This window comes from Alsobacter sp. R-9 (assembly GCF_054612375.1).
The window spans coordinates 129,278-153,722 of sequence record NZ_JBTSWJ010000010.1 but is presented as its reverse complement, the minus strand read 5'-3'; the positions used below and the strand labels follow the sequence as shown (position 1 = coordinate 153,722).

24 protein-coding genes are annotated in these 24,445 nt (G+C 67.2%); 20 read left to right on the top strand and 4 right to left on the bottom strand.

The genetic code is table 11. The features are described 5' to 3' along the window. Window positions 1-86: 86 nt before the first annotated feature. A complete protein-coding gene (locus ACX9GQ_RS16870) occupies window positions 87-1,217 on the bottom strand; it encodes a D-alanine--D-alanine ligase family protein (RefSeq protein ID WP_459630734.1) in 1,131 nt (376 codons plus the stop codon). 68 nt (window positions 1,218-1,285) lie between these two features. Between ACX9GQ_RS16870 and ACX9GQ_RS16865 the strand changes: the two genes are divergently transcribed. Beyond that, a complete protein-coding gene (locus ACX9GQ_RS16865) occupies window positions 1,286-2,020 on the top strand; it encodes an MBL fold metallo-hydrolase (protein ID WP_459630733.1) in 735 nt (244 codons plus the stop codon). Window positions 2,021-2,057: 37 nt separating this feature from the next. After that, complete coding sequence (locus tag ACX9GQ_RS16860; protein ID WP_459630732.1) at window positions 2,058-3,278, top strand: O-antigen ligase family protein; 1,221 nt, start codon at window positions 2,058-2,060, stop codon at window positions 3,276-3,278. Here ACX9GQ_RS16860 and ACX9GQ_RS16855 read toward each other — a convergent pair. After that, the gene (locus ACX9GQ_RS16855; RefSeq protein ID WP_459630731.1) at window positions 3,259-4,542 is read right to left on the bottom strand and encodes a nucleotide sugar dehydrogenase; all 1,284 of its coding nucleotides are present in this window, start codon (window positions 4,540-4,542) and stop codon (window positions 3,259-3,261) included. The genes ACX9GQ_RS16860 and ACX9GQ_RS16855 overlap by 20 nt on opposite strands. Before the next feature lie 24 nt (window positions 4,543-4,566). Beyond that, window positions 4,567-5,712 (bottom strand): glycosyltransferase family 4 protein, encoded by a 1,146-nt coding sequence (locus ACX9GQ_RS16850; RefSeq protein ID WP_459630730.1) that lies wholly within the window; start codon window positions 5,710-5,712, stop codon window positions 4,567-4,569. A gap of 151 nt (window positions 5,713-5,863) precedes the next feature. Here ACX9GQ_RS16850 and ACX9GQ_RS16845 point away from each other — a divergent pair, with 151 nt between their 5' ends. Continuing rightward, on the top strand, window positions 5,864-7,099 hold the full coding sequence (locus tag ACX9GQ_RS16845) for a class I SAM-dependent methyltransferase (RefSeq protein ID WP_459630729.1): 1,236 nt from the start codon (window positions 5,864-5,866) through the stop codon (window positions 7,097-7,099). 105 nt (window positions 7,100-7,204) lie between these two features. Beyond that, complete coding sequence (gene rfbF / locus ACX9GQ_RS16840; protein WP_459630728.1) at window positions 7,205-7,975, top strand: glucose-1-phosphate cytidylyltransferase; 771 nt, start codon at window positions 7,205-7,207, stop codon at window positions 7,973-7,975. A gap of 64 nt (window positions 7,976-8,039) precedes the next feature. Here the strand turns inward: rfbF and asnB are convergent, their stop codons facing one another. Then, a complete protein-coding gene (gene asnB, locus ACX9GQ_RS16835; protein ID WP_459630727.1) occupies window positions 8,040-9,974 on the bottom strand; it encodes an asparagine synthase (glutamine-hydrolyzing) in 1,935 nt (644 codons plus the stop codon). 246 nt (window positions 9,975-10,220) lie between these two features. Between asnB and ACX9GQ_RS16830 the strand changes: the two genes are divergently transcribed. From ACX9GQ_RS16830 to ACX9GQ_RS16755, 16 genes are all read left to right on the top strand, one after another. Continuing rightward, window positions 10,221-10,814: a winged helix-turn-helix transcriptional regulator gene (locus tag ACX9GQ_RS16830; RefSeq protein WP_459630726.1), complete on the top strand. Its 594-nt coding sequence runs from the start codon at window positions 10,221-10,223 to the stop codon at window positions 10,812-10,814. Next, complete coding sequence (gene nusG, locus ACX9GQ_RS16825) at window positions 10,807-11,325, top strand: transcription termination/antitermination protein NusG (RefSeq protein ID WP_459630725.1); 519 nt, start codon at window positions 10,807-10,809, stop codon at window positions 11,323-11,325. Before ACX9GQ_RS16830 ends, nusG begins: the two co-directional genes overlap by 8 nt. A gap of 132 nt (window positions 11,326-11,457) precedes the next feature. Continuing rightward, complete coding sequence (locus ACX9GQ_RS16820) at window positions 11,458-12,399, top strand: Gfo/Idh/MocA family oxidoreductase (RefSeq protein ID WP_459630724.1); 942 nt, start codon at window positions 11,458-11,460, stop codon at window positions 12,397-12,399. A gap of 52 nt (window positions 12,400-12,451) precedes the next feature. Next, window positions 12,452-13,051, top strand: a complete 600-nt coding sequence (locus ACX9GQ_RS16815) for an acyltransferase (protein WP_459630723.1) — start codon at window positions 12,452-12,454, stop codon at window positions 13,049-13,051. 9 nt (window positions 13,052-13,060) lie between these two features. Next, entirely contained in the window at window positions 13,061-14,104 is a 1,044-nt protein-coding gene (gene pseB / locus ACX9GQ_RS16810; protein WP_459630722.1) for a UDP-N-acetylglucosamine 4,6-dehydratase (inverting), read from the top strand. Next, the gene (gene pseC / locus ACX9GQ_RS16805; protein WP_459630721.1) at window positions 14,101-15,282 is read left to right on the top strand and encodes a UDP-4-amino-4,6-dideoxy-N-acetyl-beta-L-altrosamine transaminase; all 1,182 of its coding nucleotides are present in this window, start codon (window positions 14,101-14,103) and stop codon (window positions 15,280-15,282) included. Before pseB ends, pseC begins: the two co-directional genes overlap by 4 nt. Window positions 15,283-15,299: 17 nt before the next feature. Further along, window positions 15,300-16,448 carry an N-acetyl sugar amidotransferase gene (locus tag ACX9GQ_RS16800; RefSeq protein ID WP_459630720.1) on the top strand — a complete coding sequence of 383 codons (1,149 nt, stop codon included), beginning with the start codon at window positions 15,300-15,302 and terminating at the stop codon, window positions 16,446-16,448. Beyond that, a complete protein-coding gene (gene hisH / locus ACX9GQ_RS16795) occupies window positions 16,448-17,071 on the top strand; it encodes an imidazole glycerol phosphate synthase subunit HisH (protein WP_459630719.1) in 624 nt (207 codons plus the stop codon). The genes ACX9GQ_RS16800 and hisH overlap by 1 nt, the downstream gene beginning before the upstream one ends. 64 nt (window positions 17,072-17,135) lie before the next feature. Then, entirely contained in the window at window positions 17,136-17,891 is a 756-nt protein-coding gene (gene hisF, locus ACX9GQ_RS16790; protein ID WP_459630718.1) for an imidazole glycerol phosphate synthase subunit HisF, read from the top strand. A gap of 35 nt (window positions 17,892-17,926) precedes the next feature. Further along, a complete protein-coding gene (locus ACX9GQ_RS16785) occupies window positions 17,927-18,919 on the top strand; it encodes an N-acetylneuraminate synthase family protein (protein ID WP_459630717.1) in 993 nt (330 codons plus the stop codon). Beyond that, window positions 18,916-19,686: a cytidylyltransferase domain-containing protein gene (locus tag ACX9GQ_RS16780; RefSeq protein WP_459630716.1), complete on the top strand. Its 771-nt coding sequence runs from the start codon at window positions 18,916-18,918 to the stop codon at window positions 19,684-19,686. Before ACX9GQ_RS16785 ends, ACX9GQ_RS16780 begins: the two co-directional genes overlap by 4 nt. Then, complete coding sequence (locus ACX9GQ_RS16775; RefSeq protein ID WP_459630715.1) at window positions 19,687-20,433, top strand: hypothetical protein; 747 nt, start codon at window positions 19,687-19,689, stop codon at window positions 20,431-20,433. It abuts the gene before it with no gap. After that, window positions 20,430-21,056, top strand: coding sequence for a pseudaminic acid biosynthesis-associated methylase (locus ACX9GQ_RS16770; RefSeq protein ID WP_459630714.1), 627 nt, complete (start codon window positions 20,430-20,432; stop codon window positions 21,054-21,056). Before ACX9GQ_RS16775 ends, ACX9GQ_RS16770 begins: the two co-directional genes overlap by 4 nt. Beyond that, the gene (gene pseG, locus ACX9GQ_RS16765; protein ID WP_459630713.1) at window positions 21,035-22,486 is read left to right on the top strand and encodes a UDP-2,4-diacetamido-2,4,6-trideoxy-beta-L-altropyranose hydrolase; all 1,452 of its coding nucleotides are present in this window, start codon (window positions 21,035-21,037) and stop codon (window positions 22,484-22,486) included. The genes ACX9GQ_RS16770 and pseG overlap by 22 nt, the downstream gene beginning before the upstream one ends. Then, window positions 22,483-23,562, top strand: coding sequence for a pseudaminic acid synthase (gene pseI, locus ACX9GQ_RS16760; protein ID WP_459630712.1), 1,080 nt, complete (start codon window positions 22,483-22,485; stop codon window positions 23,560-23,562). Before pseG ends, pseI begins: the two co-directional genes overlap by 4 nt. Next, the gene (locus tag ACX9GQ_RS16755) at window positions 23,559-24,434 is read left to right on the top strand and encodes an ABC transporter permease (RefSeq protein WP_459630711.1); all 876 of its coding nucleotides are present in this window, start codon (window positions 23,559-23,561) and stop codon (window positions 24,432-24,434) included. Before pseI ends, ACX9GQ_RS16755 begins: the two co-directional genes overlap by 4 nt. The last annotated feature ends 11 nt before the right edge of the window (window positions 24,435-24,445 follow it).

Below are 24,445 nucleotides of genomic sequence, written 5' to 3'. Positions count from 1 at the left end.
AAGCGGCTGTTTCGACTCGCGAAAGTCGGCGTTCCGGAAAGGGCGCAAGATGAATCCGAACCGCAGTCCATGGAGCAAAGCGCTTCCTAAATCTCGTCTTTCCGCTCTGGGACGCGCCGAAGCGAGGCGAGGAGAGCCTCCCCGAGCGAGAGGCCCGAACGCTCGCGCAGATAGGTCTGGAAATCGTAGATCGTGACCGCGGGGCACGTCTCGAACTCGAGGAACCAGGGAACCCCGTCCTCGTCCACCCGGATGTCCATCGAGAAATAGTCGCGCAGTCCGACAAGACGGGCGAGGGCGTCGGCCATCGCCTCGATCTCCGCCACCAGTGCCGCATCCGCCCCCGAGGTCGATCGCCGAAGGTCGTCCATCCGCGGCGTGAAGGCGAGGGTCCGTCCGGCACTGAATCCGCCGGTGCCGCCCTCGGTGTCCCTGGCAGAGGACAATGTCTCGTTGTCCCTCATCGTCATGAAGGCGCCGCCTGTTTCGCTGCGCGGGTCCCTGGCGAGCCGCGCAATGCCCAGCTGCGGCGGCAGGGGGCCGCCGAGGTCCATGAAACTGACGCGGACATCCGAACCGGGCACGAACGGCTGCACCACGGCCCTGTCGCAGTAGCGCGCCTCGATCCGTCGGCACAGCTCCATGGCGGCGGTGAAGTCTGGGGCGAGGCTGTCGGCGAAGATGCCGATCTTGGCGCCGAGCCTGTTCGGCTTGACGAAGAACGGTCCCGCCGTGGCCTGGAGCCGGTCGCCCGCGAGGAACCGGCTCCCCTCGTAAAGGGCCGTCGGCGGTGTCCGGAGCCCGGCGGACCGGGCGAGCATGCCGCTCGCGAACTTGTCCTGGCACAGATGCTGGGCCTGCGCGCCGGAACCGTAGACGGGCAGGCCCACCAGCCTCGCGAGCGCGGTGACCGGGCTTCCGCGGTAGTACGCGAGGCCATCGGTCATCACCCAGACGACGGTAGGCGATGCTAGCCACGAAGCGAGCCGCGCCGACGCATGGTCCACGTCCACGGCCTCCACCGCCACGCCGGCAGGCGCCAGCGCAGCGGCGATTCCGGGCAGGAACCCCGGCAGGTCCGTCGCCTGTCCCAGGTAGACGGCAATCTCGGAGGCCCTGTCGCGATCGAACCCGGCGCCATGCAACCGGTTGCAGCACGCGTTTTCGCTCTCGGCGACGATGGCGAGGCGGAAGGGCAGGCGCGTGTCGACGATCATGCCGACAGCCTCGCCCCCGTTGCAGCCACTGGCAAGGCCGTCACAGAATGGTCGCGGGGATCGACGGCATGGATGCAGCGCACTGGTATGCCGTGACGGATGTCGGCGATGGCATCCTGCGGATCGAGGAGCGCCATGCTGCGCCGCTCCACGCGGGCCTGATGTGGCTCATCCGTGGTCGCGACCGGGACCTGCTCGTCGACGCGGGCACGGGCGTCTTCCCGCTGCGCCCGCTGGTGCTCGGGCTCACGGGGCGTGAGCCGGTCCTGCTCGTCACCCACGCGCACTACGATCACATGGGCGCCGCGCACGAGTTCGGCGAGCGGTGGGCCCACCCGGCCGAGGCGGACATCCTTGGCGAGGGCGGCCGCATCCGCACGCTGGCGGAGGGCTGGCTCGGGCCGGCCAGTTTCCTCCAGCTGCCGCAGCCGGGCTTCGACGCGGCCCGCCACGAAGTCGCCCCTGCGCCGCCGACCCGTCTCGTCGCCGGCGGCGACATCATCGACGTCGGGGCGCGACCGCTGGAGATCGTGCACCTGCCCGGCCACTCGCCGGGCCTGCTCGGCCTGTTCGAGGCGGCGACCGGAACACTCTTTTCCAGTGACGCCCTCTATGACGGGCCGATGATCCTCGATCTGCCGGGCGGCGACCGGGGCGCGGCCGCCCGCAGCCTCAAGCAGATCGCGGCACTGCAGCCCAGGATCGTTCATCCCGGACACTTTGCCAGCCTGGGTGGCACGAAGGCGCAGGCCCTCGTCGCGCGCCGGCTGGCTGCACTTGATGGCGCCGGACAGACGGTCTAGGCAGCAGGGCGCCCCGCCGGGGCTCGGAACGGAAAGCATGAGCGCGACGGGATCGGACAGCATCGGCGATCGCCGCCTCTGGCAGGAGCGCGTCCTGCTGGCGGGGTTCGGTCTCCTCGCCGCCGCACTGCCGCTGGCGGTAATGACGTTCCGCTCCCTGCCGCTGGTCTGCGGCCTTGCTGCCGCGTGCCTTCTCGCCGCCTGGGCGATGGCCGGGGCCCTGCGTCGACCGCGTGACCTCGTGATGGTCGCGGCGCTGGTCCTGCTCCTGCTGGTGGCTGGCCTCTCCATCGAACACACGCCGGTCCCGCGCGAGGCGATCGAGGTGCTCCTCGCCCATGCCGCGCTTCCGATCGCCGTGGCCCTGGTGCTCGCCTCGGCCGATCCGCCGCCCGCGCCGCGGAAGGCGGCCCTCGTCCTCGTCTGCGGCCTCGCCCTGGCGGCCGTGCTCCTCATCGTCGAGTTGCGCACGGGCCTCCTCCTGCACCGCCTCTTCCGCGCCAACCTGAACCCCAGCAAGATGAACCAGTCGGCGGTGGTCATGGCCCTGTGGCTGTGGCCGACCCTCGTGCTGGCCCGCGCCACGGTCGGCCGCAACGGGACCGCCGCGCTCACCCTGCTGGTCGGCGTCGCGGTGTTCATGAGCGAGAGCGAGACGGCAAAGCTCGCTCTCGTCTGCGGCGCCGCCGCCTTCGTGCTCTTCATGACGGGCTGGCGCTGGCTGATCCCGGCGCTCGCCGTCGCCGTGGCGCTGTTCATGCTGGTGCAGCCCTTCATTCCCGCGATCGTGGACGAGGTCCTGCCGGCGGCGGCGCTCGATGCCATGAAGGAGGGGCATGCCCGCGAGAGACTGTTGATCTGGCGGGCCTTTTCCGCCGCCACTGCGCTGCAGCCGATGACCGGGTTTGGCTTCGACAGCTCGGGCGAGATCGGCGCGGGCCCCCTTCTGCAGCGTGTCCCGGAAGCGCTGCGCGATGGCATCCGTGACAGTCATCCCCACAACATGGGGCTGCAGGTCTGGGTGGAACTCGGCCTGATGGGAGCGTTTCTGGTGGCCGTGGCACTGGGCCGGATGGTGCGCGCGGCGGGCCGCCTCGATCCGGCGGTGGTGCCGGCGGCAGCGGCGGCCATCGTCACCGCCGTCGTGGTGGCGGCGGTGGGCTATGGCGCGTGGCAGGCCTGGTGGCTCAGCGCGCTCGGCATGCTCCCGGTGTGGCTGATCCTGGCCGAGAAGGCCGTCAAAGCCGCCAGAGCGTGACGCCGAAAGGCACGTTCGCGCGGTCGAGCACGCCCTTTACGTCCATGACGACGCCCTTGCCGTCGCGCAGGCGGTGCCGCACGAGGTTCCAACCGCCCGACGCGTAGTCGACGTGCGACACGGCGAGGATCACCGCGTCGGCGGGGCCCAGATCGGCCTCCGCCGTGAGTGTGAGGCCGTACTCGTGCTTCGCCTCCGCAGGATCGGCCAGCGGATCGTGCACCTGCACCGTCACGCCGAAGCTCTGCAACTCGGAGACGATGTCGACCACCTTTGAGTTGCGGGTGTCCGGCACGTTCTCCTTGAAGGTGAGGCCCAGCACGGTCACCGTCGGCTGCGCCCGGCCCGACGAGAGCAGCAACCGGACGCACTCCCGCGCGATCAGGGCGCCCATGCCGTCGTTCACGCGCCGTCCGGCGAGGATGACCTCGGGATGGTAGCCGGCCATCTCCGCCCGGTGCGTCAGGTAATACGGGTCGACGCCGATGCAGTGGCCGCCCACGAGTCCTGGCGTGAAGGGCAGGAAATTCCACTTCGTGCGCGCCGCCGCGAGCACGTCGCCCGTGTCGATCCCGAGCCGCCGGAAAATGATCGACAGCTCGTTCATGAAGGCGATGTTCAGGTCGCGCTGCGTGTTCTCGATGACCTTGGCTGCCTCGGCCACCTTGATCGAGGGCGCCTTGTGGATGCCGGCCTTCACGACGGACCCGTAGACGGCCGCCACCGTCTCCAGCGTCGCCGCATCCTGTCCCGAGACCACCTTGAGGATCGTCTCGAAACGGTGCTGCAGGTCGCCGGGGTTGATGCGCTCGGGCGAGTAGCCGACCGTGAAGTCGCGTCCGCAGGCGAGCCCGGACACGCGCTCCAGCACGGGCACGCAGTCCTCCTCGGTTGCGCCGGGATAGACGGTCGACTCGTAGACCACGATGTCGCCCTTTTTCAGCGCGCGCCCGACCGTCTCGGACGCCTTGAGCACCGCGCCGAGGTCGGGCCGGCGGGCCTCGTCGATGGGGGTGGGCACCGTGACGATGAAGAAATCGGCTTCCCGCAGCACGTCCGGGCGGTCGGTGAAGCGCAGGTGCGGGGACGAGAGGCGGTCGGGCTCGACCTCGCGGGTGCGGTCCCGGCCCGCCGTGAGCTCGTCGATGCGGCTGCGGTCGATGTCGAAGCCGATGACGGGCAGCCCCGCCTCGGCGAAGGCCACCGCGACCGGCAGGCCGACGTAACCGAGACCGATGATCGCGATGCGGCGTCCGTGGCTCATGCGCTGTTCCTCTTCGCGCGTCCCTTAGCCGCTGGCGGCCGGCGGGGCAATCCCGACGGCGGCCCGGTACACGTCCACGGTCTGCGCCCCGATGGCGCGCGCCGAGAACAGGTCCTCCACGAGGCGGCGGCCGGCGGCGGCATAGCCGGCGCGCCGGGCCGGATCGCGCTTGAGCGCAAGGATCGCCTGCGCGAGGGCGGCCGGGTCGTCCACCGGCACGAGGAGTCCGTTGACGCCCGCGCGGGCCACCTCGCGGCAGCCGGGAACATCGGTCGCGATCAGGGCACGCCCGCAGGCGGCAGCCTCCATCAGCGCCTTCGGCAGGCCCTCGCGGCGGGAGGGGAGGGCGGCGACGTGGCAGCGCGCCCACAGGGTGCGGATGTCGGCCACGTGGCCGAGCAACGCGACGCCCTCCTGCCGCCGCCAGGAGTCGAGCTCGTCCTCGCCATGCGTCGCGGGGTTCGTGGGGTCTGGCGTGCCGGCCACGAGGAGTCGAACGTCCTCACCCGAGGCGCGAAGGAGCGCCTGCGCCTCCACCAGCGGTTTCACGCCCTTGTCGGCGAGCAGCCGGCCGGCGAAGCCCACCGTGAAGGGCCCTTCCGGCTCCGGAAGAGGCTGGAGGACATCCGTCTCCACACCCGATCCGGGAATGAGCGTCAGACGCTCCGGACGGACGCCGATGCGTTCCAGTGCCTCGCGGTCGTCCGGGTTCTGGACGATCGTCGTCGCGTGAGGCCTGTTCAGGAGGATCCGCAGCGCCGTGCCGAGCCCGGCCCTCACCACGGCCGCCTTCGGACCCTTGGCGATGAACCCCCAGCCGAGGCCGGCAACGGAGTTCACCGTCGGCAGGCCGAGCCCGGAGGACGCCAGCGAGCCGAGGATCACGGGCTTCATCGCCACCTGATGCACCAGCGACGGGCGCAGATCTTTGTAGAGCGCGCGGATGGATGCAATTTCGCGCAGAAGATCGCCGGCCTTCCGGTTCATTCGCGACCAGGGGAGCGGGTGCGCGGTGAAACCCTCCGCGGCAATCGCCTCGGCGTGCCGGTCGATGCGGCACGCGACGTGCACGTCGAATCCGGCCGCTTTCGCCGCCCGTGCCATCGGCAGCCGGTGCGAGGCGAAGTACCAGTCCTCGGTGACGAGGTAGAGCAGCCGCGGGGGCGCCATGCGCGCTTGGTCTCCGGTGGGGCCGCCCGCAGGCGGTTCGTGGACGATCCCTTTACCGTCCTGTAGGACGCTTCGGCCCCGGCGCTCAAGCGACCGCGTCGACAGGACAGGCAAGGACACCCCGCGCCCGGGGACAAACCAGGACGGACGCATGGCACGAAAGATTGGCTGCCGGGCCTGCGGCGCCCCCCTGCATCGCACCGTGATCGATTTCGGCGTGCAGCCCCTGTCGAACGCCCTGATCCCGCTGGACCGCGCGGAGGAAGGCGAGACCGTCTATCCGCTGCACGTTCGTGTCTGCGACGCATGTTTCCTCGTGCAATTGCCGGAACTCGCGAGGCGGGAGGACATCTTCAACGCCGACTACGTCTATTTCTCCTCCTACTCGACCAGCTGGCTCGAGCACGCCCGCCGCTATGCGCAGGCCATGGTCGCCCGCTTCGGGCTGACGCCGGCTTCGCACGTGGCCGAGGTGGCCAGCAACGACGGCTACCTGCTGCGCAACTTCGTGCCGCTCGGCATGACGGTGACCGGCATCGAGCCCGCCACCGCGTGCGCCGAGGCGGCGCGCGCCGTTGGCGTGCACTCGGAGACGGTGTTCTTCGGCATCGACAGTGCCCGCGCGATCCGCGCCGCCCGAGGCGCCGCCGACCTCGTCGCTGCCAACAACGTGCTCGCCCACGTGCCGGACCTCGACGACTTCGTCGGCGGCTTCCGCGAAATCCTGAAGCCGGAGGGCGTGGCGACCTTCGAGTTCCCGCATCTGTTGAACCAGATCCGGTTCAACCAGTTCGACACGATCTACCACGAGCACTTCTCCTACCTCAGCCTTTCGCCCCTCCATCGCGTCTTTGCCCGGCACGGCCTCAGGATCTTCGACGTCGAGGCTCTGCCGACCCATGGTGGCTCGCTCCGCCTGTTCGTCTGCCACGACGCCGCCGCCCATGCGCCGACCCCGGCCGTCGCCGCCGTGCGGGAGGAAGAGCGGGCGGCGGGGCTTGAGACGCCCGGCGGGCTCGACGCCTTTGCCGGCCGCGTCTGCGCCATCAAGGAGGACGTGATGGCCTTCCTCGCCGCCGAGCGGCGGGCGGGCCGGTCGGTGGTGGGATATGGCGCCGCGGCCAAGGGCAACACGCTCATCAACTACTGCGGCATCGGCCGCCAGCACATGGCCTACGTCGTGGATCGCAACCCCGCCAAGCTCGACCGCCTGCTGCCCGGAAGCCGCATTCCCGTCCTTCCGGTGGACACGATCGAGCGGATGCGACCGGACGTGGTGTTCATCCTGCCCTGGAACCTCAGGGACGAGATCACGGAGCAACTGGCCTTCATCCGCCAATGGGGTGGCCGGTTCGCTACGGCGATCCCGGGACTGTCGGTCGACTGACGCCGTTAAGGGCTTGTCATCGCCCATCGCGGTATCAGGTTCTGCGGCCGGAGGGCCGTGACGGGCCGACGGCGCGGTCGGCCGCGGGACAGCAGGACGCTGATCATGAAGGCTGTGATTCTGGCGGGCGGGCTCGGCACGCGGATCTCCGAGGAGACCACGGTCCGTCCCAAGCCCATGGTGGAGATCGGCGGACGGCCGATCCTATGGCACATCCTCAAGATCTATTCCGCCCATGGCATCAACGACTTCGTCATCTGCTGCGGCTACCGCGGCTATGTGATCAAGGAGTATTTCGCCAACTACTTCCTGCACATGTCGGACGTGACCTTCGACATGCGCTCCAACACCATGGACGTCCATCACCGCCACGCCGAGCCTTGGCGCGTGACGCTCGTCGACACCGGCGATGCCACCATGACGGGTGGGCGCCTGCGCCGCGTCGCCGATTACGTGCGCGATCAGGAGGCGTTCTGCTTCACCTACGGCGACGGGGTCTCGGACATCGACGTCTCTGCCTCCGTCGCCTTCCATCGGGCGCACGGCAAGCTCGCGACCATCACCGCGGTCCAGCCTCCGGGCCGCTACGGCGCGCTGCGCATCGCGGGAACGAGCGTCGAGGGCTTCATGGAGAAGCCGCAGGGCGACGGCGGCAGCATCAATGGCGGCTTCTTCGTGCTCTCGCCGCGCTGCATCGACCTCATTCCCGGCGATTCGACCGTCTGGGAGAACGAGCCTCTCTCCCGCCTCGCCGCCGACGGCCAGCTGGAGGCCTATGTCCACCGGGGCTTCTGGCAGCCCATGGACACGCTGCGCGAGAAGAACCTCCTCGAGGAGTTGTGGGCCTCCGGTCGCGCGCCGTGGAAGGTGTGGTGAGTTTCGGCCGGCGTGCCGTGACACGCCCTGGGCCGTCGCGGCGAGGCGTCTCAGGGGGATCGGGCTAGGCCCATCCGACCTGCCAGCGCCTCTTCCAGGCCAGGAACATGAAGACGGCCCACAGCCGATGCTGGTGGTTGCCCTGGCCCCGCATCAGGTCGTCCATCGCCCTGTCGACGGTCACGAGATCCAGCGGCGTGCCGCTCCTGCGCTCGTCCTCCAGAAGGGCGCGACCCCAATCGCGCAGCGGCCCCTTGAGCCATTCGGCGAGCGGCACGCCGAAGCCCGTCTTCGGCCGGTCGAAGAGGGAAGGGGGCACGTGCCGCGCGAGGATGTCCCGCAGGATGACCTTGCCCGTCCCGTCGCGGACGAGGACGTCATCGGGCAGCGACCAGAAGAACTCGACGACGCGGTGATCAAGGAGCGGCGAACGCGCCTCCAGCGCCACGGCCATGGTCGCCCGGTCCACCTTGGTCAGCACGTCGTCCGGAAGATAGGTGGCCATGTCGAGGTAGCGGAGCTCGCCGAGCAGGCTCAGCCCGCCGGCCGCACCGGGATCGTCGACGAGCGACGGCGGTGCTGCCCGTCCCGTCGGCGACATGCCGTCGGGCCAGAGCGACACGAGCCCTCTGTAGACGGCGCGGGCGTCATCCGCCGCGAGGATCGCGCTGGCCTTGCGCACCCATTCGACCGGGTTGGCCGGCGCGCGGCCTTGGCCGAGAAGGCCGAACAGACCCTCGACGAGCCCGGCTGGCGCCATCTGCCCGAGCGCGGCGACGGCCCGGCGGAGGGGGCGCGGTACGCGCGCCAGAGTCTTCCACCTGCCGGTGATCTCGACGTGCCGCCGGTAGCCCCCCGCGATCTCGTCCCCGCCGTCGCCGGTCAGCGCGACGGTGACCTCGGCCCGCGCGAGCTTGGCCACGAGGAAGGTCGGGATCTGCGAGGAGTCGGCGAACGGTTCGTCGAACATTTCCGGCAGGCCCGGGATCACGTTCAGGGCGTCGCTGCCGGTCACATGCAGTTCGCTGTGGCGCGTGCCCAGGTGACGCGCGATGCTTGCGGCGTAGGGCGCTTCATTGAAACGCGGATCGTCGAACGCGATGGAGAACGTCCTTGCACCGCCGGGAACGTGCCGGTTCATCAGCGCGACCACCAGGGACGAGTCGATGCCGCCCGACAGGAAGGCACCGACCGGCACGTCGGACACGAGGCGGTCGCGCACCGCCCGATCGATCACGGCCTCGGCCCGGTCCGCCAGCTCCCGGTGTGATCCGGACGCGGGAGAGGCGGTTCCCCAGCGGGCAACGCCCGCGAGATCCCAGTAGGTCGTGAATTCCCTGCGTCCGTCGGCGAAGTGCCGCTCCAGTCCCCCGGGCGCCACCTTGCGGACACCCTCGAAGATCGCAGCCGTTCCCGGCACGTTGCCGAAGCGGAAATAGGAGGCCAGAGAGGCCGGGTCGACCCGCCGCCGGAAGGCCGGATCCGCCATGAAGCCCTTGAGTTCCGAAGCGAACCGCAAGGCTCCGCCCTGCTCGAGCACGTAGAGCGGCTTCTTTCCGAGTCGGTCGCGGATCAGGGTCAGGACCCGGTCCTGCCGATCCCAGAGCGCCATGGCGAACATGCCGGCGCAGCGGCGAAGTGCCGGCTCGAGGCCCCATCTCTCCACGCCCGCCAGGAACACCTCGGTGTCGGAGCTGCCCTGGAAGACGCAGCCCGCCGCCGACAAGTCGGCGCGCAGTTCGGCGACGTTGTAGATCTCGCCATTGTACGTGATGACATAGCGTCCGCTGGCGCTGTGCATGGGCTGGGCGCCGAGCGGCGAGAGATCCTGGATCGCCAGGCGCACATGCCCCAGGCCGAGACCGGCGGCTTCGTCCAGCCAGGTCCCGTCGCCGTCGGGGCCACGGTGATGGATCGCGGCCACCATGGCGGAAAGGCCATTCCGCAGTGCGTACCCCGCTGTCCCGTCCCGGTCCCAGCGGCCGGCAATCCCGCACATCCTGCACCTTCGCCATCAGGCCGACCGCATCTGCTGCGATCGCTGCCACGAAACCTCGTAGCGAGAAGGCATCGAACCATCAACAGCCACGGCAGGAGCCGGAGCGCCCGGCACGACGGCGGTGGGACAGGGCGGCGACCATTGCCTTGGCAGTTGACGTTCATGTCGTGAACGCTGTACACGCCTGCCATGTCGACGACGCCGTCATCCGCCGCAAAGGCCGTGGACCCCGAGGATGCGCGGATCATGCTGGGCGTGCTGGAGGCCGTGGAAACGGGGCGCCTGCGCTCGCAGCGCCACCTTGCGGCCGAACTCGGCATCGCGCTCGGCCTCGCCAACGCCTATGTGAAGCGGTGCGTCCGGAAGGGCCTGATGAAGGTCTCGGAGATCCCCGCGCGGCGCTACAGCTACTACCTGACACCCCAGGGCTTCGCCGAAAAGTCCCGGCTGGCGGCGGAGTACCTGTCCTACTCCTTCTCCTTCTTCCGGCAGGCTCGCACCGATTGCGCCGAGCTCTTCGGCACTGCCCGGGCCCGCGGCTGGTCGCGCGTGGTCCTCGTGGGACGCTCCGAAGTCGCCGAAGTCGCCGCGCTCTGCGCCATCGACGCCGAGGTCACCATCGTCGCCGTGGTGGACCCCGCCGCCGATACTCCGCGGTTTCTCGGCGTGCCGGTCGTCGACACCGTGGGCGGCCTGTCGGACCGGGCGGACGGCGCGGTGGTCTGCTCGATCAGGGAGACGGCGGCCCGAATCGCGGATACTGAAGCGGAGTTCGGTCGGAACCGCGTCCTCGTTCCGAACCTCCTGTCGCCCCGTCGAAGCGAGGCCGGCCATGGCTGAGGCGTCCGATATGGCCTGGTACGCGGTCCACAGCCAGCCGAACGCCGAGTTCCTGGCTGCGCGCCATCTGCAGCGGCAGGGTTTCGAGCCCTATGTCCCGACGATCCTCAAGAGACGGCGTCACGCCCGCCGGATCGAGACCGTGCGGGCTCCGTTCTTCCCGCGGTACCTGTTCGTCCGGCTCGACGTGTCGCAGCAGCGCTGGCGTTCCATCAATTCGACCGTCGGCGTCACCCGCATCATCTCCGATGGCCTGCAACCCCTTCCCGTCATGGCCGGCGTCGTCGACGCCATCCGCGGCCGCGAGGATGACAGCGGGCTGATCAGGCTCGACCCGCCGGCGGCCCGTTTCGCCAGGGGCGACGCCATCCGCGTTGTGGCGGGAGCCTTCGAATCCTGTCAGGGCCTCTTCCAGGTCCTGACGGACCATGAGCGTGTCGCGATCCTGCTCGACCTCCTGGGTCGAAAGGTTCGCGTCGTGCTCGACGCCGGAGCGATCGAGGCCGCCTGACGCGGCACGCCCCCGGCTGCGGACGCGCCTGTGCGTCTGCCGGAACGGTTGAGCCTGCGCTCACCCGAAGTGCGGTAGCGTGTCCAGGCTCGGTCCGGGCCTTGCGCCGGGCCAGAACAAAGGAACGACCACGTGACGTCATTCGCTCTGATCGGCGCCGCCGGTTACATCGCACCGCGGCACATGAAGGCCATGAAGGACACCGGCGGCCAGCTGGTCGTGGCCTACGATCCCAACGACTCGGTCGGCGTGATCGACAGCCATTTTCCCGACGCCCATTTCTTCGTCGAGTTCGAGCGGTTCGACCGGCACATCGACAAGCTGCGCCGCCGCGGGGAGAAGATCGACTATGTCGCCATCTGCTCGCCGAACTATCTCCACGACGCCCATTGCCGCTTCGCCCTCCGCGCCGGGGCCGACGCGATCTGCGAGAAGCCTCTGGTGCTGAACCCGTGGAACATCGACGGGCTGGCGGAAATCGAGCAGGACACCGGCCGCAGGATCTCCACGATCCTGCAACTGCGCCTGCACCCGGCCATCATCGCGCTGCGCGAGAAGTTCGCGACGTCGAACAAGCGCCACAAGGTCGAGCTGACCTACTGCACCTCGCGGGGCCGCTGGTACCACGCCTCGTGGAAGGGCGAGGACGCCAAGTCGGGCGGCGTCGCGACGAACATCGGCGTCCACTTCTTCGACATGCTGAGCTTCGTCTTCGGGCCCGTGAGCCGCAACGAGGCGCACCTGCGCGAGCCCTCGCGGGCGGCGGGCTTCCTGGAATGCGCCCGCGCCGACGTGAGCTGGTTCCTGTCGGTCGACCGCAACGACCTCCCCGAGAGCGTCAAGGGCCAGAAGACGACCTTCCGCTCGATCACGGTCGACGGCGAGGAGGTGGAGTTCTCCGAGGGCTTCACCGATCTCCACACGCGCAGCTACGAGGAGATCATCGCGGGCCGGGGCTTCGGCCTCGACGAGGTGCGGACCTCGATCGACATCGTCTCGACGTTCCGCAATCGTCCCGTGGGGAAGGGCAGCGCGCCCGTGCACCCCTACGTGGCCAAGGTCTCGGCATCCTGATGCGCCCCGCCCCCGCCCGGACCCCTGGCGACAAGAAGGGACGGCCAGCTTCATGAGCGAGATGCGGGAAGACCCGCGCTTTCCCGGCGCGCTGATCCACGTGTCGAGCTACGTCGACGAGGGCGCCAGGATCGGGCGCGGCACGAAGATCTGGCACTTCAGCCACATCCTGCCCGGCACGGTGATCGGCGAGGACTGCTCGATCGGCCAGAACGTCATGATCGGCCCTCGCGTCACGGTCGGCAACGGCTGCAAGATCCAGAACAACGTGGCGCTCTACGACGGCGTCGAACTCGCCGACGACGTGTTCTGCGGCCCGAGCTGCGTGTTCACCAACGTCAACAACCCCCGCGCCCATTTGAGCCGCAAGGACGAGTTCCGCCGCACGCCGGTGGGCCGAGGCGCTTCCATCGGCGCCAACGCCACGATCGTCTGCGGCCATGTGCTGGGCGAGTACTGCTTCATCGGCGCCGGCGCCGTCGTGACGAAGGACGTCCCTGCCTTCGCCCTGATGGTCGGCAATCCGGCCCGGCGAGTCGGCTGGATGAGCCGGGCCGGGGAAAAGCTAGGCCCCGACCTGGTATGCCCCCGAACGGGGGAGAAGTATGCCGTTCCCGCTCATGCGCCACAGACGCTGTCGTTTCTCGGTTAGGACCTCTTGATGCCGTCGCTTTCCGCCTCCCGGCGCTTCGACACTCCGCCGCTCGACGTTGCCTCGATGTCGATCCTCGTCACGGGGGGGACCGGGTCCTTCGGACGGGCCTTCGTCAAGCATCTGCTCGGCGCGGCCGTGCGGCCGGCACGTCTGGTCGTGTTCTCGCGGGACGAGCAGAAGCAGGAGGTCATGGCCCGGGAGATCGCGGAGCTCTTTCCCGGGGCTCTCGAGCGTGTCCGCTTCTTCATCGGCGATGTCCGCGACCTCGACCGGCTGGAGCTCGCGTTCCGCGGCATCCATCTCGTGGTCCATGCGGCGGCGATGAAGATCGTCCCGGCGGCGGAATACAACCCGTTCGAATGCATCCTCACGAACGTGAACGGCGCGGAAAACGTCGTGAAGGCCTCGCTGCGCGCCGGAGTGCGCAAGGTCATCGCGTTGTCCACGGACAAGGCCGCGAACCCGGTCAACCTCTACGGGGCCTCCAAGCTTGCATCGGACAAGATCTTCGTTGCCGCCAACAATCTGTCGGGCCTGGGCGGGACCCTCTTCTCGGTCGTCCGATACGGCAACGTGGTCGGCTCGCGAGGATCGGTGGTCCCGTTCTTCAGGGACCTCGTCCTGAAGGGGGCGACGGAGATCCCCATCACGGACCCGCGCATGACCCGCTTCTGGATTTCGCTGGAGCAGGGGGTCAATTTCGTTCTCTCCTCCGCCGCCATTGCCCGCGGCGGAGAGATCTTCGTGCCCAAGATCCCGTCCATGAAGATCACGGATCTCGCGTCTCTCATGGCGCCGGGCCTGCCGCACAGGACCGTCGGCATTCGCCCCGGCGAGAAACTGCACGAGGTGATGATTACGGAAGACGACGCGAGGAACACCCTCGAACTCGCCGACCGCTACGTCATCTGCCCACCGCTCCAGGCATGGTCCGCGGATCATCTGGCGCCCTTGGGTCCCGTCCGGTCCGTCGACGAATCGTTCCGCTACGCGTCCAACACCAATCCGGAATGGTTCGACGCGGAATCGTTCAGGGCCCTTCTCTCATGAGCCAGCCGACGCTTCTTCCCTACGGTCGGCAGTCCATCGACGACAGCGACGTGGCGGCCGTGGCGGCGGCCCTCCGGTCGGACTACCTGACGACCGGACCCGAAGTGTCCAAGCTGGAAGGCGAACTGGCGGCCATCACGGGCGCCCGGCATGTGGTCGTCTGCAACTCGGGCACGGCGGCGCTTCACCTCGCCATGCTGGCTGTTGGAATCGGTCCCGGCGACGCCGTCATCGTTCCGACGCTGACCTTTCTTGCGACGGCCAACGTGGTCCGGATGTGCGGAGCCGACGTCATCTTCGCCGACGTCGACCCCGATACGGGTCTCGTGACCGAGAAGTCTATGCTCGAGGCGCTCGGGCGCGTCCCGTCGGGGCGGCGGGTCAAGGCAGCCTTCGCCGTGCATCTCAACGGCCAGTTCTGTGATCTCCCGTCGCTCGCCGGGCTTCTCGCCGACCGGAAGATCGACCTCATCGAGGACGCCGCCCATGCGCTCGGCGCGTCCTACAGATGGGATGCCGCCAGCCCATCCCGGATCGCGTGCTTCTCGACCCACCCGGTCAAGACCATCGCCACGGGTGAGGGGGGCTTCACCGTCACCAACGACGCGGCGCTGGCCGAAGCGATGGCAAACTTCCGGTCGCATGGCATGGTCCGCGACCCGTCACGCTTCATGCTGGGTGACGTCGCGTTCGACGACGGGCAGCCGAATCCCTGGCACTACGAGATGCATCAGGTCGGCTGGAACTACCGGCTGCCGGATGTGCTGTGCGCGCTGGGACGTTCGCAGCTGATGCGTCTGCACGACTTCATGGCGCGTCGCCGCACGCTGGCGGCGCAGTACGACCGCGCGCTCGCCTCCCTTGCTCCGATCGTACGGCCCGTGCCCCGTGGCGAGGGACCGGACGGCTGGCATCTCTATCCGGTGCTCGTCGACTTCACGGCACTCGGGAAGTCCCGACGGGTCGTGATGGAGCAGCTGAGGGCCGCTGGCATCGGCACGCAGGTCCATTACCTGCCGGTGCACCTCCAGCCCTATTACCGGGAGGCGAGCCCGACCCCTCGGCTGCCCGGTGCCGAGGCCTACTTCTCCCGATGCCTCTCGATTCCCTTCTATCCGGCGCTGACCGACCAGGATCAGAAGCGGGTCGTCGCGGCGTTGAGTTCTCTCGTTCACTGACCGATCGGGGACCGCCGATGCTCCGCTATTGCACGTCCTGCCTCTATCCCGAGACGAAGCCGGACCTTTGGTTCGACGACGCCGGGACCTGCAGCGCCTGCATCGCATTCCGCAATCGCCCGGCCGTGGACTGGGCTTCGCGGGAGCAGCAGTTCAAGTCCATCACGGACCGGTACCGCTGCGAGGATGGTTCGAATTACGATTGCATCGTCCCGGTATCGGGCGGCAAGGACTCGACCTATCAGGTCATCAAGCTGCTTCAGCATGGCCTGAACCCGCTGTGCGTCACGTCCACGACCGACAGCCTTTCCGCGATCGGTCGGCGCAACCTGGAGAACATCTCCCGTCTTGGCGTCGATCATGTCGAGGTCACCACCAACAGGGTGGTGCGTCGCACGATGAACCGGATCTGCCTGGCCGAGATCGGAGACATCTCGTGGCCCGAGCATGTGACGATCTTCACGATCCCGGTCCGCATCGCGGTCCAGATGCGCATTCCGCTGATCGTGTGGGGCGAGAACCCCCAGCACGAGTATGGCGGGCCGGCCACTGCGCAGTCAGACAGCGTGCTCACGCGCCGATGGCTGGAGGAGTTCGGGGGACTGCTGGGCCTCAGGGTGGCCGATCTCGTCGGGCAGGAGGGGATCGGGAAGCGTGACCTGATCCAGTTCACATATCCGACGGACGAAGAACTCCGCGCCGCAGGAGTGACGGGCATCTTCCTCGGCTATTTCTTCCCATGGGATGGCTACCAGAACGCCCTCATCGCGCAGGGCTTCGGTTTCGAGACGTCCCCGGTGCTCGTTGAGGGATCGCTGGCGAACTACGAGAACCTCGACAACCACCAGACCGGGATCCACGACTACTTCAAATATCTGAAGTTCGGGTTCGGTCGTGCCACCGACATCGCGAACAACCACATCAGGCGCGGACGTCTCACCCGACGCGACGCGGTCGACCTCATCCGCCGCCATGACGGGGCCTATCCGGCCACGTGCCTCGGCAAGCCGCTCGACGACATCCTCGGCGAGATCTCCATGCCGCGTGAGGAGTTCGACGCCGTCTGTGATCGCTTCACCAACAAGAAGCTGTTTCGAACCGACAACCGCGGAAAGCCGGTCAAGGGCGCCGATGGGCGCTTGATCCCGCTGTTCGAGCCGGGCTGATGAGACCTTCGGTCGTCGTCGTCGACTACGCGCTCTGCAACATCGACTCCATCGCCCGCGCGCTGGACGAGTGTGGTGCATCGGTGTCGGTGACGCGTGACCCCCGGGTCGTGGAAGCGGCGGACAGGCTCGTCCTTCCGGGAGTCGGATCCTTCCCTCGCGCCATGGCGAACCTCGCCGAGTGGGGCCTCGTGGACGCAATCCGGGTGAGGGTCGCCGACGGGGCAGTTCCCTTTCTGGGGATCTGCCTGGGAATGCAATTGATGGCGACGAAAGGGACCGAGCACGGAGCATGCGACGGGCTCGGACTCCTCGAGGCGACAGTGACGAGTCTTTCGCCGGTCCAAGGGGAACGCATTCCGCACATGGGCTGGAATGAAGTTGAAGACTGCTCTTCTTCCTCCCTCTTCGCCGGGCTTGCAGCACGGCCCGACTTCTACTTCGTTCACTCCTATCACCTCGTTCCCGACGACCAGGCGTGGGTGGCTGGGACGACGCCTTATTCGGGCTCGTTCGTCTCGGCCATCGCCTCTCCCGCCGCACCGATCTTCGGAACGCAGTTCCACCCTGAGAAGAGCCAGAAGAACGGCTTCAGGGTGCTCCGCAACTTCCTCGCGTCCTGACGGCGCCGCTGCCATCAGGCTTGCCAGCCATGACGCCCGCCCCAAGGCGCGACCGGTCAGGATCATGCTGAAGTCAAGGGTGATCCCCAGTCTCCTCTTCAACGGGACGAGCCTCGTGAAGGGACAGGGCTTCAGTTCCTGGAGGCGCGTCGGAACGCCGATGCAGGCCGTGCGTGTCATGAACATGCGGGACGTCGACGAACTCGTCTTCCTGGATATCGCCGCCACGCCGGAAGGCCGCTCGCCGGACTTCCAGCAGATCGACGAACTTGCCGACAACTGCTTCATGCCGCTCACGGTGGGTGGCGGCGTCAAGTCGGTCGACGACGTACGGTCGCTGCTCGCCGTGGGCGCCGACAAGGTCGCCATCAATTCAGCGGCCCTCGAGAATCCCGAAATCGTGAGGGCTGCCTCCGTGGAGTTCGGTGCCCAGTGCATCGTCGTCTCCATCGACGTTGCGGAGATCGGCGGCCGCCATACGGTGGTCGGACGGTGTGGGACGGTGGACAGCGGGAGGGACCCCCTGGAGTGGGCCCGCCATTGCTCCGCCCTGGGCGCGGGCGAGATCCTTCTCACCCACGTCGGGCGCGACGGAACACTGTCCGGACTCGACATCGGGCTGATCGGCCGCGTGGCTGCCGCCGTTCCTGTCCCCCTGATCGGCGCTGGTGGCGCCTGCTCGGCGAACGACTTCATCGATGCCGTGAAAGCTGGAGCCTCGGGCGTCGCCGCGGGCGCCCTGTTCCAGTTCACGGAGCAGACGCCGGCCCAGATGCGGGATGCCATGCGGCTCGCTGGACTGAGTGTTCGAGGCGGATAGAGGGCGGTCGCCGAAAGGCGCGTTTGGAGCATCTCATGACATTCATCATCGCGGAAGCGGCGCAAGGGCATGAAGGCAACGAGACCTATGCGCTTCACCTGATCAAGGCCGCAGCACAGGCTGGCGCCGATGCGGTCAAGTTCCAGCTGGTCATCGCTGACGATCTTGCCGAGCCGGATTACGAATACTATCCGTGGTACAAGAAGGTCGAGTTCACGGAAGATCAGTGGATCGGCTTGTCCGGGGCTGCGAAGAGCCTGGGAATCAAGCTGATCATGGATGTATTCGGATCCACGGGTGCCCGGATCGTTCGTCGCCTCGATGTTCATGCTGTCAAACTGCACGCCGCTGATTTTTTCAACGATGAGTTGATCCAGTCCGCCTACGAGGCGGCTCCGCTCGTCATCCTTTCATCGGCGGGCATTCTGCTGGACGAGCTTCAGGACAAGATCGAGTGGCTGCGGAAGAGGGATCTCCTGGCGCGGACGATCCTGTTCTGCGGGTATCAGGCTGAACCGACCCCCATCGAGAAGACGTCGCTTGGACGCCTCGTCGCGCTGCGTGCGCTCGCGCCCGAGGCGCGGGTGGGCTTCATGGATCACACACGCGGCGATGGGCCCGACTCCTCGATCGTGTCGGCAATGGCCATCGCGCTGGACGTCGACTACGTCGAGAAACACCTGACCATCGATCGTTTCATGAAGTTCGACAGTTTCGTCTCCGCTCTGACGCCGTCCGAGTTCGCCGCCTACGTCGAGCAGATGCGCAGGGCTGAGACGGTCAACGGTTCATACAAGTACGAGCTTCTTCCCGAAGAACTGGTCTATCGTGACAAGTACATCAAGAAGCTCATCTTCACGCGCGATCTAGTCCAGGGCAGCCTGATCGAGCCCGGTGCGATGACGCTGAAGCGGACCGGACGCATCGGGGCAGGAGAGGGGTTCCACAACCCCGCCGAGGTCGTCGGACGCCGTCTCGTCAGGAGCGTGAAGGCGGGGGATGCCGTGCTTGGGGAGTGCTTCGAATGAGGCGCCTCGCGGCCGTTCTCGCATGCCGCTCTGGAAGCAGCAGACTCTATTGCAAGCCGCTCCAGAACCTGGCTCCCGGTGTCACGATCCTCGACCAGATCGTCGAGACCCTGAGGTCCAAGAAGGCGATCGGGGACATCGTCCTCGCGATCTCCGAAGGGATCGAGAACGAATGCTTTCGCGACTATGCGCGGCGCCACGGTCTCGCCTACTGCATGGGTGACGAACGCGACGTCCTGTCCAGGTTGATCCGAGGCGGCCGGCTGGTCGGCGCCACAGACGTCTTCAGGGTCACGACGGAGTCACCGTTCCAGTGGCACGACCCCATCGAGGCTCTCTGGGATCGGCACGTTGCGCGAGCCAATGACATCACCGTCACCGACAGCCTGCCGATCGGTTCGCACTTCGAGATCTACACCTTGGCAGCGCTTGCCCGCTCGCACGAAAACGGCACCGAGCGCCACCGTAGCGAGCTGTGTTCGCTGTACGCGCGGGAACATCTCGAGGAATTCCAGGTCGAGGCGATCTGGCCCGACGAGCCGCTTCGACGTCGCGATATCCGGCTCACCGTGGATTTTCCCGAGGATCTCATCGTTTGCCGGGATCTCTTTGAAGCGTTAGGTCGCTCCACGGGGCGTATCGATCTCGCCGAAGTCATCCGGGCTTACGACGCCACGCCGCGCCTGGCCGCATTGATGGCCGAGCTTCCCCGATCGGTTCTGTTCTGGGATGGGGCGCCGGTCCTGGACTGGTCATCCGTCAACTAGATGCTGATATCGATCTACGGCGACTCCCTCGCGATGCCGCGTGTGTCGGAGGGCATTTCGTACCGGAACACCTATGGCGAGACGGCGCGTCGCCAACTCGTTGGGCAAAGCGGCCGGGAAGTCCTTGTGTTCAATCGATCGCGTCCGGCCGTCAGCATCGGCGATCTCAGCCAGATCTACCGCAACGACGAATCGTATCTCGCGCCGGAAGACAAGGGCGTCGTGATCATCCAGAGCGGTATCGTCGATTGCGCGCCAAGGCCGCTGCCGTCCGGGTTGCGGAACATGGTGTCGCGTCTTCCGACCTCACTCCGCACGCCGATCGTGACGCTCCTGCACAAGAACCGCCGACACCTTCTCGATTCCGGGCTGTCGTGGCGACTGACCGATCCCGAGCACTATCTGAAAGTCCTCGGAGATTGGGTCGAGCACGCCTCGTCGCGCTACAGGCTGGTGATCGTGGTGGGGATTCTCCCCGTGACCGCGGCGATCAACCGGCACTCACCGGGGTTTGCCGACAGCGCCGACGCCTTCGACCGCTTGATCGACCAGGCCGTGCGAGGGCGCGCGGAGAACGTCGTTCGCCTGCGGCTCTCGGATGCGATCCGCCGGCGTGCCGGGAGGATGGAGCGCTACGTGGCGCAGTCCGACGGGCACCATCTGAGTGCAGCGGGTCATGAGGTGCTGGGTCGCGTGTTGAGCAGGCTCATCCATGCGAAGAGAACGTTGATCGGGGAAGGCAGATGAACCAGACGGGCCATCAGATAGGAATGTGGCGCGGTGAGTTCGGTGACCGCTACATCGAACGCAACGCTGCAACGGACGCGGCCCTGAGGGCGCGGACGCAATTGTGGGCTGAGATCCTGTCCGGTCTGGGGGCCGCACAGCCCCAGTCGATCCTCGAGGTGGGCGCCAACATCGGGATCAACCTTCGGGCGCTCAGGAACCTGACCGCGGCCGAGTTCTTCGCCGTGGAACCCAATGACAAGGCCCGAGAGAAGCTCGTGGCCGACGGCGTGGTGGGGAAGGACAGGGTGCGACCTGGCGTTGCCACGGCCATCGACTTTCCCGATGAAACCGCCGATCTCGCCTTCACGAGCGGTGTCTTGATCCATGTGCCGCCGGCTGACCTTGAGCGGTCCTGCCGTGAGATCTACCGGTGCGCGCGGCGTTACATCGTCTGCATCGAGTACTTCTCGGACAAGGCAGAGTCGATCCACTACCGCGGCCACGACGATCTGTTGTTCAAGCGGGACTTCGGCGGGTTCTGGCTCGACCTCTATCCGGACCTCGAGCCCGTCAAGTGGGGCTTCGCGTGGAAACGCACCACGGGACTGGACAACCTGACGTGGTGGCTGTTCCGCAAGTGACGTCGCCGTCGGCCTGCTTCGTGGTCGAGGCCAGTCCGGCGGTCGGCGGAGGGCATCTCGCCCGGTGTGCGGCCCTCGCTGAATTCTGGTCGATGATCGGGACGAGGAGCGACCTGCGCTATCACGGCGAGCATGGAGACGTTCTTCCAAAGGCAACGGCTGCGTTCAACCAGGCCCGGGCAGGGGTTGCCTCCGCCGCACGATTCGAGCGCGCCGTCTTCGACGGCTATTCGATCGATGCAGCCGTGGAGCATCCGTGGCGCCGCCAGGCGGATGTCTTGATGGCCTTCGACGACCTCGCCGACCGGCACCATGACGTGGACGTGCTCGTCGATACGGGACCCTTGCGGGACGCTTCGGACTACGCAGGTAAGGTCCCCGCTTCGTGCAGGGTCCTTACGGGGCTCTCCTACGTGCCCATCCGATCAACCCTCATGTCGGCCCGACCGCGCGAGCGTCGGCCTGACCCCGATGGGGCATTGGTCGTCATGATGGGTGCGTCGGATCCAGCCAACGTGACGGCCACGGTGCTGGAGGCCTTGGGACAGGCGGCTGGCACCCGGCGCATCCAGGTTGTCCTTGGGCCTTCGGCTCCGCACCTGCCTTCCGTTCGTGCGTCCTTTTCGGATCGCGCCGAGATCCTCGTGGATCCTGCCGATCTGGAGCAGTTGCTGCTGCATGCCGGGCTGGTGATCGGGGCGGCGGGCTCGTCCGCCCTCGAGCGCGCCTGTCTCGGCGTTCCTCAGGTCGCCTGCGTGCTCGCGGAGAATCAGGTCGGCCTCGCGAAGGGCCTCAGGCGGCTCGGCGCCGCAACGGTCCTCGATCGCCATGAGTGGAACGATCCACGGGCCTTGCAGGCGGCGGTCCTGGCGCTCCTGCACGACCCCCATCTCCGGGGCAGGCAATCTGACGCCGGACTCCGCGCTGTCGATGGTCGGGGCGTTCAGCGGATCACCGCTGCGATGACGAGGCCTGCCGAACTCGGGGAGGATCGTTTGGTCCTCAGGCTGTTCGAGCCCTCGGACAGCGACTGGCTTCTCTGGCTCCAGTCACGACCCGAGACGAGGCGGTACGCGCGGCGACCCGAGCCTCCGACGGCCGATGAGCACGACGCCTGGGTGAAGTCTCTGCTGGCGGCGCGGCATCGCATGCTGTTCGTGGTCGAGCTTTCGGGCATCGCCGTCGGCTATGTTCGTCTCGATGTTCTCGGCGAGGAGCAGGCCGAGGTCAGCATCGCGATCGATGCGGCCTGGCACCGGCGGGGTGTCGCGGGGGCAGCGTTGTCCGTCTTGCGCGGCTTGAGTGGCCTTCGCCTTCAGGCCTTCGTGCTCGAAGAGAATGCGCCCTCGCGCAAGCTTTTCGAAGCGTCGGGATATCGGTTCATCAGGCAGGCGGACGGCGGACGCTGGTACGAGAGCATAGGCACATGAGCGCATTCAGCATCGCGGGGCGGCCTATCGGGCCATCCCACCCTCCCTATGTGATTGCGGAACTGTCCGGGAACCACAACGGCGAGCTTGAACGCGCCTTGCGCCTCGTTGACGCGGCGGCAGAAGCGGGTGCCGATGCCGTGAAGCTGCAGACTTACACTGCCGACACGATCACCATCGACCATGACGGTCCGGGGTTCGTGATTGCCGGTGGTCCATGGGGCGGACGCAAGCTCTACGACCTCTATAAGGAGGCGCACACGCCTTGGGAGTGGCATCCGCAGCTCTTCGCACGGGCCCGCGAGCGCGGACTTCACTGTTTCTCGTCGCCCTTCGACGAAACCGCCGTGCACTACCTCGGGACGCTCGATGCGCCGGCCTACAAGATCGCTTCCTTCGAGATCGTCGACATCCCCCTGATCCGGGCCGCCGCCGCAACGGGGCGCCCTCTCATCATCTCGACCGGAATGGCCACCTTCGAGGAGATCGAAGTGGCGTTGCGAGAGGCGCGGGCCGCTGGGGCGGGTGGGGTTGCGCTCCTGCACTGCGTTTCGGGGTATCCGACGCCTGCCGACGAGGCGAACTGCCTCCAGATACCGGATCTCGCTCGCCGGTACGATTGTCCGATCGGCTTGTCGGATCACACGCTGGGAACTGACGTGGCCACCGTGGCCGTCGCACTCGGGGCGTGCATCATCGAGAAGCACATGACGCTCGCGCGCAGCGACGGCGGGCCGGACGCGGAGTTCTCGCTCGAGCCGCACGAGATGTCGCGCCTCGTTCAGGGGGTCCGGACTGCATTCTCCGCCCTGGGCTCGGCAACACGCCGGATCAAGTCCAGCGAAGCGGCCAACACCCAGTTTCGGCGCTCCCTCTACGTCGTCAGGGACGTGGCTGCCGGGGAGTTGTTCACGAAGGAAAACGTCAGGTCCATCAGGCCCAGCCTGGGCTTGCCTCCCGTGTATCTGCCGGCGGTCCTTGGGCGAAAAGCCGGCAGGGACCTGCGCCGAGGCGATCCCCTGCAGGCGGGAGACGTGGAAGGTCTCTCCTCGCAGGAAGCCGGCAAGTCCTCATGACCTTGGAACGACCCGGCGAAGACGCAGGGCTTGGGGGCGCGTCGTCGCGCGACCTGCCGGAAACTCTGCTGCGGCGCCCCTCGGGCTGGTCGATGCCCGATCTTCTGGAGCTCTGGTCGGCCCGAAGCCTGATCGTCGCGCTGGTCGCCGGCGACATCCGCGCGCGCTATCGCCAGACCCTGATGGGGTTCGCATGGAACCTCCTTCAGCCCTTGATGGCGATGTTGGTCTTCACCGTGATCTTTGGGCGGATCGGCGCTTTTGCGTCCGACGGCAAGCCTTACGCACTCTTCTTTTTCGCGGGCTTTCTCATCTGGCAGTTCTTTCACAAGGCAGTCGGTCTGGCCGTCCCAAGTCTGGCGTCCAATGCGCAGCTCGTGGCCAAGGTGTACTTTCCAAGGTTGATCGTAGTCGTTTATCCCATAGCAACGGCAATGGTCGAGCTGATTTTCTCGGCCGTCATATTCTCACTGATTTGTTTATACTACGGATTCATTCCGTCGGGAAACGTGGCATTCCTGCCTTTGTTTGTTTTTCTTACTGCCCTGTCGGCACTTGCCGTCGCCGTCTGGCTTGCTCCGCTGAACGTCTATGTGCGGGACGTCCAGGTTGCTTTGCCGTCATTGCTCCAGTTGGGGTTCTTCGTGACCCCGATCGTCTATTCCCCCAGCGTGCTCGGCGAACCGTGGCGGACCCTGGTCTACCTGAATCCCATGGCGGCCATCGTCGAAGGGGCCCGGTGGTCGCTGTTGGGTGGAGCGCCCCCCCACCTGGAGGACCTCGCACTCTCCGTGGCGGTTGTCGCGCTGATCCTCGGCTCCGGCCTCGTCTTCTTCCAGCGGACGAGCCTCACCATGGTCGACCGGTTGTGAGGGGCGCGGAA

Coding starts and splice junctions, on each gene's coding strand:
- ACX9GQ_RS16870 (WP_459630734.1), bottom strand. CDS start 1,217: ATGATCGTCGACACGCGCCTGCCCTTCCGCCTCGCCATCGTCGCCGAG.
- ACX9GQ_RS16865 (WP_459630733.1), top strand. CDS start 1,286: ATGGATGCAGCGCACTGGTATGCCGTGACGGATGTCGGCGATGGCATC.
- ACX9GQ_RS16860 (WP_459630732.1), top strand. CDS start 2,058: ATGAGCGCGACGGGATCGGACAGCATCGGCGATCGCCGCCTCTGGCAG.
- ACX9GQ_RS16855 (WP_459630731.1), bottom strand. CDS start 4,542: ATGAGCCACGGACGCCGCATCGCGATCATCGGTCTCGGTTACGTCGGC.
- ACX9GQ_RS16850 (WP_459630730.1), bottom strand. CDS start 5,712: ATGGCGCCCCCGCGGCTGCTCTACCTCGTCACCGAGGACTGGTACTTC.
- ACX9GQ_RS16845 (WP_459630729.1), top strand. CDS start 5,864: ATGGCACGAAAGATTGGCTGCCGGGCCTGCGGCGCCCCCCTGCATCGC.
- rfbF (WP_459630728.1), top strand. CDS start 7,205: ATGAAGGCTGTGATTCTGGCGGGCGGGCTCGGCACGCGGATCTCCGAG.
- asnB (WP_459630727.1), bottom strand. CDS start 9,974: ATGTGCGGGATTGCCGGCCGCTGGGACCGGGACGGGACAGCGGGGTAC.
- ACX9GQ_RS16830 (WP_459630726.1), top strand. CDS start 10,221: ATGCTGGGCGTGCTGGAGGCCGTGGAAACGGGGCGCCTGCGCTCGCAG.
- nusG (WP_459630725.1), top strand. CDS start 10,807: ATGGCTGAGGCGTCCGATATGGCCTGGTACGCGGTCCACAGCCAGCCG.
- ACX9GQ_RS16815 (WP_459630723.1), top strand. CDS start 12,452: ATGAGCGAGATGCGGGAAGACCCGCGCTTTCCCGGCGCGCTGATCCAC.
- pseB (WP_459630722.1), top strand. CDS start 13,061: ATGCCGTCGCTTTCCGCCTCCCGGCGCTTCGACACTCCGCCGCTCGAC.
- pseC (WP_459630721.1), top strand. CDS start 14,101: ATGAGCCAGCCGACGCTTCTTCCCTACGGTCGGCAGTCCATCGACGAC.
- ACX9GQ_RS16800 (WP_459630720.1), top strand. CDS start 15,300: ATGCTCCGCTATTGCACGTCCTGCCTCTATCCCGAGACGAAGCCGGAC.
- hisH (WP_459630719.1), top strand. CDS start 16,448: ATGAGACCTTCGGTCGTCGTCGTCGACTACGCGCTCTGCAACATCGAC.
- hisF (WP_459630718.1), top strand. CDS start 17,136: ATGCTGAAGTCAAGGGTGATCCCCAGTCTCCTCTTCAACGGGACGAGC.
- ACX9GQ_RS16785 (WP_459630717.1), top strand. CDS start 17,927: ATGACATTCATCATCGCGGAAGCGGCGCAAGGGCATGAAGGCAACGAG.
- ACX9GQ_RS16780 (WP_459630716.1), top strand. CDS start 18,916: ATGAGGCGCCTCGCGGCCGTTCTCGCATGCCGCTCTGGAAGCAGCAGA.
- ACX9GQ_RS16775 (WP_459630715.1), top strand. CDS start 19,687: ATGCTGATATCGATCTACGGCGACTCCCTCGCGATGCCGCGTGTGTCG.
- ACX9GQ_RS16770 (WP_459630714.1), top strand. CDS start 20,430: ATGAACCAGACGGGCCATCAGATAGGAATGTGGCGCGGTGAGTTCGGT.
- pseI (WP_459630712.1), top strand. CDS start 22,483: ATGAGCGCATTCAGCATCGCGGGGCGGCCTATCGGGCCATCCCACCCT.
- ACX9GQ_RS16755 (WP_459630711.1), top strand. CDS start 23,559: ATGACCTTGGAACGACCCGGCGAAGACGCAGGGCTTGGGGGCGCGTCG.